The organism is Jiangella asiatica (assembly GCF_004349065.1).
Classification (GTDB): domain Bacteria; phylum Actinomycetota; class Actinomycetes; order Jiangellales; family Jiangellaceae; genus Jiangella; species Jiangella asiatica.
The window spans coordinates 37374-51857 of sequence record NZ_SMKZ01000033.1 but is presented as its reverse complement, the minus strand read 5'-3'; the positions used below and the strand labels follow the sequence as shown (position 1 = coordinate 51857).

Below are 14484 nucleotides of genomic sequence, written 5' to 3'. Positions count from 1 at the left end.
TGTGATCAGGTGTTCTCAGTGGCTGCTGCTCAGGGCTCCTCGACGATCAGCAGGCCGTCGACGGCGCACGCGAACCCCGCGTCCCATCGCACGGGGTTGAGCTCGAGCGTGAAGGCGCTCCACGGTGCGGCCGCGGCGAGCCGCGAGAACGTCGAGACGAACGACGCGATGTGGTGCAGGTCGTCGGGGTCTCCGTCCTGGTGGTCCCATCCGTTCGGGACGGCGCGTGGGACGACGCGCAGCCGGCGCAGCAGCCGGGCGGCGGCCGCGGAGCCGAACGGCGCACGGTGCAGCCGGACGTCGTCGATCAGCTCGGTCTGGGTCCCGCCCGCGCCACACGAAACCATGACGCCGAACGTGGGATCGCGAAACGCCGAGACCAGCAGCTCGCGGCCGCCGTCGAGCTGGTGCTGCACGTACACGCCGTCGAGCGCGACGCCGAGGGAACCGGCCCGCTCCGTCAGCCGCCGGTACGCCGAGCGCACCTGTTCCTCCGTCCGCAGCCGCAGAGCGACCAGCCCGGCGGCGGCGCGGTGCAGGACGGCGGCCGAGCTGCCCTTCAGCACGACGGGGAAGCCCACGGCGCCCGCGGCGGCGACGGCGTCGTCCTCGCTGCCGGCCAGCCGGCCGGCAGCGGTCGGCAGCCCGGCGGTGGCCAGGATCTCGTGGCAGCGCGGTTCGGTCACGACGGTGCCCGGGCCCGGCCGGGGTACGGCGGCGGACCAGTCCAGCGGCGGCGTCGACGGTCCCGCCGGGGACCACGCGGCGGCCGGCGGCACCACCGGGCGCCGGCCGGCCAGCCGCGCGGCCACCGTCACGGCGCGCGAGTGCTCGTCGAAGACATGGAGCCCCTCGTCGCGAAGGCGGTCGACGACTCCGTCCGGCGCGAGTGGCCAGGCGACCGACACCGTCACGTCGGTGCGTCGCCGGAACGCCGCCAGGTGTTCGGCCACGTCCGGCCCGCCGCTGTCCATCGCGCCGAGCTGGGCCAGGACGATGTCGACGCCTGGGTCGGCGGCGATGGCGTCGAGCGTGGCGGGGAAGCGCTCCAGCGCAGCGTGCTTGTTGAATGCCTCGGGCGTGAGGTCGATCGGGTTGCGGGTCGACGCGATCGACGGCACCAGCGGTGCGAGGGTCGCGCGCGTGGCCGGCGCGAGCTCGGGGACGCGCAGCCCACGGCGGACGGCCTGGTCGGCCGAGAGCACACCCATGCCGCCGCCGAACGTGAGCACGGCCACGCCGTCGCCGGCCGGCAGCTGCTCCGGGTCGGTGCCGCTGACGAACAGGGCGACGTCGAGCATCTCCTCGAACGACTCGACCTGGATCACGCCGAGCTCCTCCAGCACGGCGGTCCAGGTGCGGTCGGCGCCGGCGAAGGCCCCGGTGTGCGCGGCCGCGGCACCCGCACTGGCTTCGGTGGCGCCGCCCTTGAGCACGATCACCGGCTTGCCGCACGTGCGGGCCTCGGTGAGCGCGGCCGCGAGCCGGTCGCCGTCGCGAACCCCCTCCAGGTATGCCAGCATCACGCGGGTCTGGTCGTCGTGCACCAACGCGTGCAGCAGGTCCGCGGCGGTGAGCACCGCCTCGTTGCCGCTGCTGATGGTGTAGCGGAAGCCGAAGCCGGCCCGCTGCGCCAGCGCCTGCGCCGTCGTCGCCAGTCCGCCGCTCTGGCTGACCATCGAGATGTCGCCGGGGATCAGCCGGTCGACGTGGCTGAGGAACGACGCGAAGGTCGCGGTCAGCGGCCGGTGGCTGTCGATGAGACCGATGCAGTTCGGGCCGAGCACGAAGAACCCGGTCTCGGCGCAGGCGCGGCGCAGAGCCTCCTGCAGGTCCGCGCCCGCCGGGCCGACCTCGTCGAACCCGCCCGACCAGATGATGCCGTGCCGGGTGCCCGCCGCGGCGCACTCGCGGACCAGGTCGGGGGTTGCGCCCGCGGGCACCGCGAGGATCGCCAGGTCGGGAGGCTCCGGCGAAGCGGCGACGCTCGGGACGCAGGGAATGCCGTCGACGTCCGCGCGCCGCGGGTTCACCGGGACGATCGCGCCGGGGAAGCCGAAGCGGCGCAGCCGGCGCACCGCGGCGCCGCCCACGTTGCCAGGCCGGTCGGAGGCGCCGACGACGGCGACGCTGCGGGGCCGCAGGAGGCCCGTCAGGTCGGCGAAGTCGGCGCAGCCGGAGACCGATCCGGCGTGCGGTCGGGCTTTCACAGTGCGGCGTCCTTTCGCAGGAGGTGACCTGCCGTGCGGCGGCGCGAGACGGCCTCGACGCGGCCGGCCGGGAAACGCGGCCGGCAGTTGTTCGCCATGCGAACGGCCGTACATCAAGCGAACGCGAAGATGTAACCATGGTGAAACCTGGCTGTCAACGACGAAGTCGGGCGACGCGGACCCGCCGAACGCATGCCTGCCACCGGCGTCGGTGACCTGGCAGACTCAGGCATCAGGGCGGACGCCCGGCCAACCCGACCGGGAGGTGACGATGACCGCTGACGACAAGGGCGCTGATTTCGTCCAGTCGCTGGCACGCGGCCTGGCGGTGATCCGCGCGTTCGACGCGGAGCACCCCGAGCTAACGCTCAGCGACGTGGCGCGGCGCACCGGCCTGACCCGGGCGGCGGCCCGCCGCTTCCTGCTCACCCTCGAGGAGCTGGGCTACGTGCGCACCGGCGGGCGCCTGTTCGCGCTGCGCCCGAAGATCCTCGACCTGGGCTATGCCTACCTGTCCTCGCTCAACCTGCCCGAGGTCGCATTGCCGCACATGGAGCGTCTGGTCGCGCAGGTCCACGAGTCGTCGTCGGTGTCCGTGCTCGACGACGACGAGATCGTCTACGTCGCCCGGGTGCCCACCAAGCGGATCATGTCGGTGAACATCAGTGTCGGCACCCGCTTCCCAGCCGTCTCCACGTCCATGGGCCGCGTGCTGCTGGCCGGGCTGCCCGACGACGAGCTCAACGACGTACTGAAGCGCACGGGCTTCGTCCAGCACACCCAGCAGACCATCGTCGACCCCGACGAGCTGCGCGACCAGCTGGAGGTGGTGCGCGAACAGGGCTGGGCCGCCGTCGACCAGGAGCTCGAGCAAGGGCTGCGCGCGCTGGCCGTGCCCATCCACGACTCCCGGGGCATCACCATCGCCGCGATGAACGTCTCCGTTCCGGCACACAGCAGCGAGATGACCGAACTGACCGGGCGCTTCCTCAGCCACCTGCAGGAATGCGCCCTGCGCGTGGAGGCCGACCTACTCGCGGTCGGCACGTAGCACCGTTGACATCCCCCGAGACGACCAGATAGCTTCGCGCCTGTTCGCTTATTGTACGAGCGTTCGCTTTGCGAACATCCAGTGGCCTCTGGAGGACATTGCGCATGCAGTCCGGCAGCGTGCACGTCGACGTCGACGATCGATTCGTCGCCACGGTGACGCTGGCCAGACCGCCGGTCAACGCGCTGAACGGGCACCTGCGCGAGCAACTGACCACCGCGTTCGACTCCCTGCAGGAGCGCGACGACGTGCGCGCGGTGGTGCTGGCGGCCAACGGCCCGGTCTTCTGCGCCGGCGCGGACATCAAGGAGAAGCAGGCCCAGGCCGCCGCCGCCGGCGAGCAGCGGCGGGCCGAGCGGCTGACCCGCGAGACCTTCTTCGCCGTCCTCGACAGCGCCAAGCCAGTGGTCGCCGCCGTGAACGGCGCCGCCCTCGGTGCCGGCGCGGTGCTCACGGCCTGCTGCGACGTCGTCGTCGCGGCTGAGACCGCGTTCTTCGGCATGCCCGAGATCGACGTCGGCCAAGCCGGAGGAGCCAGCTTCCTGCATCGGATGCTGCCACCGGCCACGGTGCGGCGCATGGTGCTGACCGGAGAGCGCGTGCCCGCGGCCGAGATGTACCGGCTCGGCGCCGTCGCCCAGTGCGTGCCGCGGAACGAGCTGCTCCTCGCGGCCGGCCAGCTCGCGGCTGTCCTGGCGGCCAAGAGCCCGTCCGCCGTCCGCGCCATCAGGACGTCGTTCACGACGGTCGACGCTCTGTCGCTGCGCGACGGGTTCCGGCTGGAACAAACCATCACCGCCGACGTCAGCCGCGGCGCCGACGCCGCCGAGGCGAGGCGGGCCTTCGTCGAGAAACGAGCGGCCGTCTTCGGCCCGTCGCAACCACCGTCCAGGTAACCAAGGGAGCCCGGATTGCCCAGGTACGAATCGCCCTACGATCCGTCGTCCACACCCCGCGACCTCGAGCACGTCATCTACGAGAAGAAGGACCACGTCGCCTACGTCACGATCAACCGACCGCACGTCCGCAACGCCCTGCACACCTACGCCTACCAGGAATTACGCTCGTGCTGGCGCGACATCGCCCTGGACCCGGACGTCTACGTCGGCATCGTCACCGGCACCGGCGACGCGTTCTGCGCCGGCCGCGACGTCAAGTTCCTGGCCGAGTACCAGGCCCGCGGCGAGCGCACCCCGCACGAGGACCCGAACAGCCCGCTCTTCCACTGGGGCGGCGGTGGGCAACCCCAGGACGTCGAGCTGGAGAAGCCCCTCATCTGCGCCCTGAACGGCTTCGCCGTCGGCGTCGGCCTCAACCTCGCGCTGCAGTGCCAGCTACGGGTCATGGCCGACGACGCCTGGATCGGCGACCAGCACACCAACGTCGGCCGGCTCGGCGCACCACACGAGATGTACCTGGCGCTGCCGCGCACCGCGGCGGCGTACCTGACCCTGTGCAACGGCCGCCTCAGCGCCGCGGACTGCCTGCGCCAGGGCATCGTCAACGAGGTGGTCCCCAAGGACGAGGTGGTCGGCGCGGCCGAGAGGCTGGCCGAGATGATCTGCCGCAGCTCGCCGCTGGCCGTGCAGGGCGCGATCCGCCTCTACCGCCTGACGGCCGAGTTCCCGGCCGCGCTCAAGAGCTACGCCCGCCACCTCGACCAGCAGATCGCCGAGACCGACGACGGCGCCGAAGGAGCGCGCGCTTTCACCGAGAAGCGGAAGCCGGTCTGGACGCTGCGCTGACACTAGATGGCGTTCGCTGACCGAGAGCTCTCACGAGCGGTAGCAGGACGGTGCTTCCCGTCCAGTGCTGATGCGACGGGGACCTCAGCGATGCTCGATGACTCTTGGGCTGTCGTGCAGGGCCACGGCACGCTGGCTTCACATCGCCCCTGGCCTCGACCGCCTCCCCCACCTGCCCTCGCCTCGTCCACCTTGATCAGGAGCGGGTGAACTTCCGCAACGGCTACCGGCACCGCGAGCTGGACACCCGCGTGGGCACGATCGATGTGGCGATTCCCAAGCTGCGCCAGGGGACGTACGTCCCGGGGTGACTGCTGGAGCGGCGCAAGCGGGCCGAGGCGGCGCTGATCAGCGTGGTCGCGGCCTGCTACCTGCTTGGTGGCTCCACCCGGCGGATGGACAAGCTCGTGCAGACCCTCGGCATCACGTCGTTGTCGAGGTCGCAGGTCTCGCGGATGGCGGCGGACCCGGACGAGGAGGTCGCGGCATTCCGCACCCGACCGCTTGGTGATGCCGAGCCGTTCACGTTCGTCGCGACCGACACGCTGACCATGAAGGTCCGCGGCCGCGGCCGCGTAATCAACACTGTCGTACTCGTGGTGACCGGCGTCAACGCCGACGGGCACCGCGAGGTCCTCGGCGACGAGGCCGCCACCAGCGAGACCGAAACGTGTACTTCGCCGGCCTGGTCGCTCGCGGCCTGGCCGGCGTCAAAGCTGGTCATTTCCGACGCGCCGCCGTTGTTCCGTCTACAGTCGGCTCGGGTAGAGCAGCAACTCCGGCACGTACGCCCGCGCCGGCAGCGCCAGCAGGGCGACACACATCGCGGCGACGTCCTCGGGCTGCATGGCCAGCGCCATGACCTCCGGCGGCACCGGTTCTGGCCGCTTCGCCACCAGCGGGGTATCGGTCAACCCGGGGAAGATCACGCTCACCCGGACGCCACTGGGACGTTCCTCCTCCATGGTCGCGTGCGCCAGACCGGCGATCCCCGCCTTGGCGGCGTGGTACGCGACGCCCGCGAGATCCGCGCGCTTCGCCGCGGACGAAGACACGTGCACGATCAGTCCGTCGCCCTGTGCGCGGAAGGTCGGCAGGACGGACCGGGTCAGGACGAATCCGGCATCCAGGTTGGCCGCGAGCACAGCCCGCCAGTGGTCCGCGTCGATCAGCCGCAACGACCGCTCGGCGATGTTCGTACCGACGCAGTTCACCAGGGCGTCCAGCCGCCCGAACCGTTCCGTCAGCATCTTCACCGCCGCTGCGGTCTCCGTCTCCGACGTAGCATCGGCAACGCACGGTGCCGCCTCACCCCCGGCGGCGGTGATCTCACCGACGACACTGTCCACCACATCGCCCCGACGGGCCAGCACGCCCACCGCGGCGCCCTCGCCGGCGGCGGCGAGGGCGGTGGCCCGTCCCATGCCGCTGCTGGCCCCGGCGATCAGGACGACCTGGCCGGCGAGCCGGTGGCACTCCCACGAAGCGCTCACCGGTCGGCCTCCAATAGCCGCCGCACGTATCGCAGGTCGGTACGGGTCTGGTCGAGGACATGCTCGAACGGCAGCTCGTAGTGGCCGTGGAAGGACAGCGGCCCCTCGTACGCGCTCCGAGTCAGGTAGGCGAGGATGTCGTGCCACGGCACGCAGCCGTCCGGCACTCCGAGCCAGTCCGAGCTCCACAGCCGCTGCCCCGACGGGTCCGTGCCCGCGGCCGCCCATCCCCCGTTCTTCACTCCGACACAACGCAGCCAAGGCGCCAGCAGGTCGAACGTCAGACGCCAGTCCTCTCGGCCATCCTGTACCGCTTGGTTACCCGGATCGATATAGGCGCCGAGAAGCGCTGGGTCGTGTCCCTCGAGCAAGCGGGCGGTCAGCGCGCCGGACGAGTGGATCGTGCCCCCGTGCAGCTGGACAGTTAGAACGAGTCCGAACCTGCTGGCCAGACGTTCCAAACCGTCGAGGTCGCGCCGCGCATCGTCGAACAGCTTCCGGTACGGCCGCGTGCCGTCGTAGTACCAGTACCCCAGCCGCACCAGGCCGATCCCGGCCTCTGCGCAGGCGCCCAGCACCGCCTCGGCCGCTCCCCTACCTTCCTTGAGCCCGCTCACGTCGACGCTGGTGAGGTCGGTGGTCGCGGTCGGTACGCGGAGGCCGGCCCTCGCTATGGCGAGGACTGCTGCAGGGATGCCAGCCGGCTCGTCCGGCACGACGCTGGACCCCGGGCGGATCAACAGGTCGATGCCGTCGAACCCCAGATCAGCGGCGGCCTCGCCCACCGACTCAAGGGGAAGCGACCCGAAAAGCTTGGTGAACAGCACAGTGACCGGCATGTGCGTCACTTCCCGGCTACGCCGTGCGGCACGGCGTCCAGCCACCCGGTGGGGCTGTTGCGACTCAGGTAGGGGTCGGTGCGCACGCCGGCTGCCGGCCGAGCCCATTGCACGGCGTTTGCGAGCACCTGCTGGACCAGCGGGTGGTGATAGACGGGGAAGTCCTGGTCGCCGGGGCTGAAATAGAAGACGCGGCCATAGCCGCGGCGATAACACAGACCGCTGCGCAACACCTCGCCACCTGGGAAGGAGCTGATGAAGACCAGCTCGTCGGGGTCCGGGACGTCGAAGAACTCGCAGAACATCTCCTGCTGGGGGATGGAGAAGACCTCGGGCAGCCCGGCGGCGATGGGGTGGTCGGGCTTGATCGTCCACACGAACTCTCGGTCCTTCTCGCGACGCCAGCGCACACAGCAGGACGTCCCCATGAGCTTGCGGAAGATCTTCGACTTGGTCGCGGAGTGTAGCGCGATCATGCCCATGCCGCGCAGAACCCGGTCGTGAACGCGCTCGACGACTTCGTCGGCCACCTGCTCCTGGGCGATGTGCGACCACCAGATCAGCACATCGGTGGTCTCGAGCACCTCCTCGCTCAGGCCGTGCTCCGGCTGGTCGAGCGTCGCGGACCGCAGGTGGACGGCGCCACCCAGACGAGCCTGGAGGGCGTCGGCGATGACGGAGTGGATGCCCTTCGGGTAGATCGCTTGGACCTCGGGCTCCTCGCGTTCGTGGACGAACTCGTTCCAGACGGTCACGGTCAACGCGGTCATACGGGTCCTCGTTTCGGATCGGATCGCTTGGGAGATCAGACGAAGTACGTGCCGCCGTTCACGTCCAGGACGGCGCCGGTCACGAAGGACGCGCGATCCGACGCGAGATACACCACCGCGCCGGCCACATCAGCCGGCACGCCAGCACGGGCCAGCGGTGTTGCCGCGACCGCGGCTTGCTGGGCCTCGACGGGCGTGAAGGTCTCATGGAAGGGGGTTTGCAGAATCAGTCCAGGGGCCACGACGTTCACCGTGATCCCGCGCGGACCCAGCTCCTTGGCCAGGCTGCGCGACAGACCGTGCACCCCGGCTTTGGCGGCTGCGTAAGCGGCGGCGCCCGCGCCCCCGCCGTGGTGAGCGGCCAGGGATGAGATGGTCACGACACGGCCGCCGTCGGGCAGGTGGCGCAGCACGGCGCGGGTGGCGTACATGACGCTGGACAGGTTGATGTCGATGACCCGGTGCCAGTGCTCATCGGACATCGTGGCACCGTCCTGCCGGGCCACCAGCCCGCCGACGTTGTTCACGAGGATGTCCAGGCGACCCAGCTCCGCCGCCGCGGCGTCGACGACACGGTCCACATCACGGCTGTCCAGGGCGTCGAGGGCGAACGCCCGGGATCGCTGGCCGGCCGACCGGATCTCCGCAGCCACCTGCTCGCCGTCGTGGTTGTGGTAGGTCAGGGCGACGTCGGCGCCGGCAGCGGCCAATGCCAGGGCGATACCGCGCCCTATGCCGGTGCCGCCACCCGTGACCAGTGCAGACCGTCCGGCGAGGTCGCGGCTCATGCGACCACCGCAACCCGCTGCGGCGGGATCTCGAACTGCAGAAGCTCGCCGCGCAGCCAGCGCCCGATCTCATCGACCATCGCGTCGCCGTTGCGCAGATGCGACTCGACGGTGTATCCGGCGCGGTGCGGCGAGACGATGACGTTGTCGAGCTCGCGCCAGGCGCTCTGGTCGGGCAGCGGCTCCTCGGGGAAGACGTCCAGAGCGCCGCTCAGCCGGCCACTGCTGAACTCCGCATAAAGGGCAGCGCTGTCGATCAGCCCGCCGCGTGCACTGTTGACGAGGATGGCGCCGTCCCGGATCAGGGAGAGCTCGCGGGCGCCCAGCATGCCCTCCGTCTCCGGCAGCAGCGGCGCATGGAGCGTCACGATGTCCGAGCGGCGCAGCAGTTCGTCCAGCTCGACCCGCTCGGCGCCAAGGGCCGCGACGTCTTCCTCGGACACCGTCGGGTCGACCACCAGCACGGTCGCGCCGAACGCCCGCAGCAGCGTGATGACGGCACGGCCGCTCCGGCTAGCGCCGATCACGCCGACCGTTCGCGAGCCCAGCAGGCCCGCGCGGTAGCGGCCGTCGAAGGAGTCCCAGGCGGCTCCGGCCTTCATCCCCTTGTCCAGCGCTGGCAGGTGTCGCAGGCAGCTGAGCATCTGCATGATCGTGAACTCGGAGACCGCCGGCGCGAACAGCGGTGTCGCGTGGCTCACCCGCAGCCGAGCACCCACGAGCTCGAGCGGCAGAAGGCCGCGGACGGACCCGGCGGTGTGCGCGAGGAATCGCAGCCGCGGGTGTCTTTCGAGCAGGTCGGCACCGATCCAGGGGGTGAACCAGCCAGTGACGGCCGCGACCGCCCCCTCGAGCAGGCTGTCGAGGTCCCAGTCGTCGGCGTTTCCGCTCGCCCAGGTGACCTCGGTGAGCGCGTCCAGCCGCTCCGCGGCCCGGTCGCTCATGACCATCGCACGGGCGCGGTCGGTCAACAGCACTGCCACACGTGGGGATGGCTCTGTCACGGCTCACTCCTCGCTTCGTCGCGTGCCCCGACGGTCCAGGGCTTGGTGCGCGACTGTAGAGGAGGCGCGGTCAAACTGGCAAGACCAGTAAAGGGAAAGGTGCACCGCGATGCCGGTTGACGTGCACACCTTGCATGCTCCATAGTTCAGCAACTGGTCTTACCGGTCTGTCCAGCTGCCTGCGACTCGGAGGGGAGCCTGATGAAGCTCGTGGCGCTCGAGACCCTGCGCCCCGCGTTCCAGCCCAACGTGTGCATGGTCCTGCTGCACACGGACGAGGGCCTCACGGGCCTGGGCGAGGCGTACTTCTCCCCCACCGCGGTGGAGGCCTACCTGCACGACTCCGCGGCCCCGCTGGTGCTGGGACAGGACGACCTCGGCCCGGAACGCCTGGCGGGGCTGCTCGAGCCGTACGTCGGCTACCAGGGCGGAGGGATCGAGAAGCGCGCGCTCGGTGCCATCGACATCGCGCTGTGGGACCTGCTGGGCAAGCGCGCCGAGCTACCAGTGGCCGAACTGCTGGGCGGACCTGTCCGTGACGACATTCGCATCTACAACACCTGCGCGGGGCCGGGCTACGTCAGCCAGACAGCCCGCCAGCACAGCAGCAACTGGGGCCTCGGCACGACCGGACGCTACGAGGACCTTAGGGCCTTCCTGACGCGGCCAGCCGAATTGACCGAGGATCTACTGGCCCAGGGTGTCACCGGCATGAAGGTGTGGCCGTTCGACAGCTACGCAGAGGCGTCGCGCGGTACCGAGATCACCCCGATCGACCTCGCCGACGGGCTCCGCGTCATCGAACAGATCCGCTCCGTGGCCGGCCCCGCGGACATGGCGATCATGGTGGAACTGCATGGCCTGTGGAGCCGTCCCGCCGCAACCCGCATCTGCCAGGCATTGGCACCGTACGAGCCCTACTGGGTCGAGGATCCGCTGCGGGGCGACGCGGTCGACGCGTTCGCCCGACTCGCCGCCGACGTCGACGTGCCGGTTGCTACGGGCGAGACGTGCGTGGGCACTCGGGGCTTCCTCCCACTGCTGCGCACCGGCGCGATCGACGTCGTCACCGTTGACACGCAGTGGACCGGCGGAATCACCCACGCTCGCAAGGTCGCGGCTCTGGCGGAGACGTTCGGCGTGCCGTTGGCGCCCCACGACTGTACCGGGCCGGTGTCCTTCGCGGCGTGCTGCCACCTCGTCCTCAGCCAGCCCAACGGACTGATCCAGGAGACCGTCCGCGCCTTTCTGCACACCTGGTACGGCGAGCTCGTCGACGGTCTGCCCGAGGTCGCCGACGGCACAGTCCGCCTCAGCCGGCGCCCCGGGCTCGGCGTCGACCTCGCCGACCGGATGAATGCGCCGGACGTCGCCCGTCGGGTCACCCGGCTCTGACGCTTCACCATCCGCTCCCGCCACAACGATGTCGATCAGGAGGGAACATGAGTATCTCGCGAACGTCCCGGCTGTTGCGACTGTCCGCGATCGTCGCCGCCGCAACTCTGGTGGCCGCCTCGTGCGGCTCGGACGAGCCGTCGACCGGCGACCCCGGGGACCAGGTGCTCAGCGTGCCCAGCCACCTGTGGGAAGGCGGTGCGGACGCCGAGTACATGGCGCTGATGGAGGAACTGACCGTCGCTGACAACCCGGGCGCCTCCATCGACAAACCGGTGATCCCGTTCGCCGACTACCACCAGCAGGCCTACACCCAGATGGTGTCCGGGCAGGCGCCCGACGTCGTCATTCCCTACGACCCGCAGATGACCCAGTGGGTCCAGCAGGATCTCCTGGAGCCGCTGAACCCATGGCTGGAGGAGGCCGGCGTCGACGTCGAGGCGATGATCGAGGCTGAACAGGTCGCCGTCGTCGACGGGGAGGTCTACGGGCTTCTCGCCCATTCCAACCCGCGCCTGCTCGTGTTCAACCGGCAGCTGTTCGAACAGGCCGGCGTCGAAATCCCGACCACGCCGGAGGACTGGCGTGCGGCCATCGAGGCCATTCGCGACACCGACAACGAGGTCTTCGGGGCGGCCTTCGTCACCGGCGGTGCCAGCCCAGCGGACATCTACCAGTACCTCATGCCCATCGTCGCCGGCTTCGGCGGTGCGTTCGTGACCGACGGTGAGCCAACCGCGACCTCCGACGAGGTCGTCGAGGCGCTCGACTTCGTCAAGGGGCTCTACAACGACGGCCTCGTGCCCGCGGGGACGAGCAGCGCCGACATCGTCGACGCCTTCCAGTCCGGCAAGATCGCATCCGTCGTCACCGGGCCCTTCCTCGCGGTGGCCACACAGGAGGCGAACCCGGAGGTGGCCCAGCACGTGTCGCTCGCCCAGGCGCCGCTGCCGAACCCGAGCGTCTCGGTCAATCTCTTCATGGCCATGCCGCGCGACGCGCAACACAAGGACCTGGCCGCAGATTTCATCCTCAACACCGTCGACCCCCAGATCTTGGACCTCACCATCCGCGAGAAGTTCGTGCCGCCGGGCATGCCCGTCGACGTGCCGGCCGACCTGCTGGCGGAGCACCCCTACCTCCAAGAGGTCGTGGATGCCGCGACCACCGCCGTCTCCTACGCTCCCGGCGGCGTGGGCGAGCAGGCGACCGACGTCATGAACATTGTCGGCGACGGCTTCCAGGCCATGCTCACGAACGACCTGTCGGCCGAGGAGACGGCCGAGTCCATCCAGAACGAGCTGACGACGCTGCTCGGCTCATGACCGCTTCCCTGACACAGACCCCACGCAGCGCCATGGCCGGTGCAGCGGCCCGTCGCCGGCCCCGGCGCGCGTGGGTGCCCTACGCCTTCCTGGCCCCGACGGCCGCGGTGCTCGCGGCCGGCTTCCTGCTACCGATTCTGGAGGTGCTGCGCCGAAGCTTCTACGAGGGCAGCATCGCCGTCGACGGTCGGTTCGTCGGTGTGCAGAACTATTCGGACCTGTTCTCCGACGGTGCGTTCTGGACGACGGTGTGGGTCACACTGCTGTTCACTGCTGGCAGCGTGATCGGCGGACTCGCGCTCGGGCTCGGGACGGCGCTGGTGCTCAATCGGGCATTCCGGGGCAGGGGCGTGGTCCGGATGCTGATCATCGTGCCGTGGGCGCTGCCGATCGTGCCGGCCGTCCTCGTATGGCGATGGGCGCTGGACAACCAGTACGGCGTCATCAACCACCTTCTGCGTACCGCAGGACTGATAGATGCCAACATCGCGTGGCTGAACTCACCGGTATGGGCGCTGCCCGTCGTCATCGTGATCCAGATCTGGCGGAGCTTCCCGTTCGCCGCCGTCCTGTTCCTCGCCGGGCTGCAGAACGTGCGAAAGGAGCTCTACGAGGCCGCCGCCATCGACGGCGCGGGTGCCTTCGCCCAGTTCCGCTACGTGACGCTTCCCGGCCTGCGACCGGTCATCGCCGTCCTCGCCCTGCTGAAGACCGTGTGGGCGCTCGGCGCGGACGTGACGGTCATCTTCCTGGCCACCCGTGGTGGTCCGGCCGGCGAGACCCGCGTGCTCTCGCTCGCTGCCTACATCGAGGCGTTCGACCGCTACGACTTCGGCCGGGCAGCCACGCTCGGCGCCGTCGTGCTCGTGCTCGCCACTGTCCCTGCGCTCGTCTACCTGCGGACCAGGAGGGCTCATGATGCTTGACATCGATCACGCGCGCCGCCGTGCCGCGGCGCCAGGGCGACGAGCCGTCCTGGTGCGCCGGGCCGGCCGGGCCGGTCAGACCTGGCTGCTCGTCATGCTGATCACGCTCTTCGCGCTCTGGCCGCTGTACTGGATGGTCGTCCAGTCACTGCAGCCGCGGGGTGAGCGGTACCTCTTCCCGCCCCAGCTGCTGCCCACGGAGCCCACTTTCGCCGCGTTCAGCGCGATATGGGAGAGCACCGAGATCGTCGTCTGGTTGCGCAACACGCTGGTCGTCGCTGTCTGCTCGGCGGCACTCACCCTGGTGTTCGCCGCGTGGGGGGCGTACGCCATGTCGCGCTGGCACACGCGAGGCGTCGGTGTGGCCGGCTTCCTGACGCTGGCGACGCAGATGATGCCCGGCATCGTGCTCATGATCCCGATCTTCAAGGCGTTCATCGACCTCGGTCTCGTCGGCGGACTACACGGCCTGGTCGTTGCAAACTTCATCTTTGCGGTGCCAGTCGCCACCTGGATGCTCAAGTCCATCTTCGACACGATCCCCGAGGAGATCGAGGAGGCGGCCCGTGTGGACGGCTGCAACCGACTCGGCGTGCTCTTCCGCATCACCCTCCCGCTGGCGTTGCCGGGCGTCGTCGCAACGGGCGTCTTCGCGTTCATCGCGAGTTGGAACGAGTACATGTTCGCGCGTCTCATCATCACGCGGTCGACCGACTGGGTGGGCAGCATGGGCATCGCGAGCTTCTTCGGGGAGCTGTCCACGCCATGGCCGGAAGTCATGGCCGCGGCGTTGGTCTTCGCCGCGCCGCCCGTGGTGCTCTTCCTGGCATTCCAGAAGTACTTCGTCGCCGGGCTTGCCGGGGCCTCCAAGTGAACGTCCGTCCTGGGGCCGTTGATCGTCATACTTATAGACTTGCAGGTCGATCGGGTGTCGAGAT

Annotated in this window: 13 protein-coding genes and 1 pseudogene; 8 read left to right on the top strand and 6 right to left on the bottom strand. The window is 70.0% G+C overall.

Annotation, left to right across the window (positions count from 1 at the left end):
- Nucleotides 1-29 precede the first annotated feature (29 nt).
- On the bottom strand, nucleotides 30-2210 hold the full coding sequence (locus E1269_RS20890; protein ID WP_162606546.1) for an acetate--CoA ligase family protein: 2181 nt from the start codon (nucleotides 2208-2210) through the stop codon (nucleotides 30-32).
- 271 nt (nucleotides 2211-2481) lie between these two features.
- Here E1269_RS20890 and E1269_RS20885 point away from each other — a divergent pair, with 271 nt between their 5' ends.
- The 4 genes and pseudogenes from E1269_RS20885 to E1269_RS20870 all read left to right on the top strand — a co-directional run.
- Nucleotides 2482-3261: an IclR family transcriptional regulator domain-containing protein gene (locus E1269_RS20885; RefSeq protein ID WP_131898118.1), complete on the top strand. Its 780-nt coding sequence runs from the start codon at nucleotides 2482-2484 to the stop codon at nucleotides 3259-3261.
- A 104-nt stretch (nucleotides 3262-3365) separates the two neighbouring features.
- The gene (locus tag E1269_RS20880) at nucleotides 3366-4157 is read left to right on the top strand and encodes an enoyl-CoA hydratase/isomerase family protein (RefSeq protein WP_131898116.1); all 792 of its coding nucleotides are present in this window, start codon (nucleotides 3366-3368) and stop codon (nucleotides 4155-4157) included.
- Between the two features lie 15 nt (nucleotides 4158-4172).
- Complete coding sequence (locus E1269_RS20875; protein ID WP_131898114.1) at nucleotides 4173-5006, top strand: enoyl-CoA hydratase/isomerase family protein; 834 nt, start codon at nucleotides 4173-4175, stop codon at nucleotides 5004-5006.
- A 203-nt stretch (nucleotides 5007-5209) separates the two neighbouring features.
- Nucleotides 5210-5721, top strand: a pseudogene (locus E1269_RS20870) (transposase); the annotation flags it as partial.
- Nucleotides 5722-5755: 34 nt separating this feature from the next.
- Here E1269_RS20870 and E1269_RS20865 read toward each other — a convergent pair.
- From E1269_RS20865 to E1269_RS20845, 5 genes are read right to left on the bottom strand one after another with little or no spacing between them, the layout of a single operon-like run.
- Nucleotides 5756-6499, bottom strand: coding sequence for an SDR family oxidoreductase (locus E1269_RS20865; protein ID WP_203433937.1), 744 nt, complete (start codon nucleotides 6497-6499; stop codon nucleotides 5756-5758).
- On the bottom strand, nucleotides 6496-7338 hold the full coding sequence (locus E1269_RS20860; RefSeq protein ID WP_131898112.1) for a sugar phosphate isomerase/epimerase family protein: 843 nt from the start codon (nucleotides 7336-7338) through the stop codon (nucleotides 6496-6498). Before E1269_RS20860 ends, E1269_RS20865 begins: the two co-directional genes overlap by 4 nt.
- A 5-nt stretch (nucleotides 7339-7343) precedes the next feature.
- Entirely contained in the window at nucleotides 7344-8108 is a 765-nt protein-coding gene (locus E1269_RS20855; RefSeq protein ID WP_131898110.1) for a ThuA domain-containing protein, read from the bottom strand.
- A 35-nt stretch (nucleotides 8109-8143) separates the two neighbouring features.
- Nucleotides 8144-8896 (bottom strand): SDR family NAD(P)-dependent oxidoreductase, encoded by a 753-nt coding sequence (locus E1269_RS20850; RefSeq protein ID WP_131898108.1) that lies wholly within the window; start codon nucleotides 8894-8896, stop codon nucleotides 8144-8146.
- Nucleotides 8893-9900, bottom strand: a complete 1008-nt coding sequence (locus tag E1269_RS20845; protein ID WP_131898106.1) for a hydroxyacid dehydrogenase — start codon at nucleotides 9898-9900, stop codon at nucleotides 8893-8895. Before E1269_RS20845 ends, E1269_RS20850 begins: the two co-directional genes overlap by 4 nt.
- A gap of 201 nt (nucleotides 9901-10101) precedes the next feature.
- Between E1269_RS20845 and E1269_RS20840 the strand changes: the two genes are divergently transcribed.
- The 4 genes from E1269_RS20840 to E1269_RS20825 are packed head-to-tail and all read left to right on the top strand — an operon-like array spanning nucleotide 10102 to nucleotide 14420.
- On the top strand, nucleotides 10102-11295 hold the full coding sequence (locus tag E1269_RS20840) for a mandelate racemase/muconate lactonizing enzyme family protein (RefSeq protein ID WP_131898104.1): 1194 nt from the start codon (nucleotides 10102-10104) through the stop codon (nucleotides 11293-11295).
- Nucleotides 11296-11342: 47 nt separating this feature from the next.
- Nucleotides 11343-12620, top strand: coding sequence for an ABC transporter substrate-binding protein (locus E1269_RS20835; protein ID WP_131898102.1), 1278 nt, complete (start codon nucleotides 11343-11345; stop codon nucleotides 12618-12620).
- Nucleotides 12617-13546 (top strand): carbohydrate ABC transporter permease, encoded by a 930-nt coding sequence (locus E1269_RS20830; protein WP_131898100.1) that lies wholly within the window; start codon nucleotides 12617-12619, stop codon nucleotides 13544-13546. The genes E1269_RS20835 and E1269_RS20830 overlap by 4 nt, the downstream gene beginning before the upstream one ends.
- A complete protein-coding gene (locus E1269_RS20825; RefSeq protein WP_131898098.1) occupies nucleotides 13536-14420 on the top strand; it encodes a carbohydrate ABC transporter permease in 885 nt (294 codons plus the stop codon). Before E1269_RS20830 ends, E1269_RS20825 begins: the two co-directional genes overlap by 11 nt.
- Nucleotides 14421-14484: the final 64 nt, after the last annotated feature.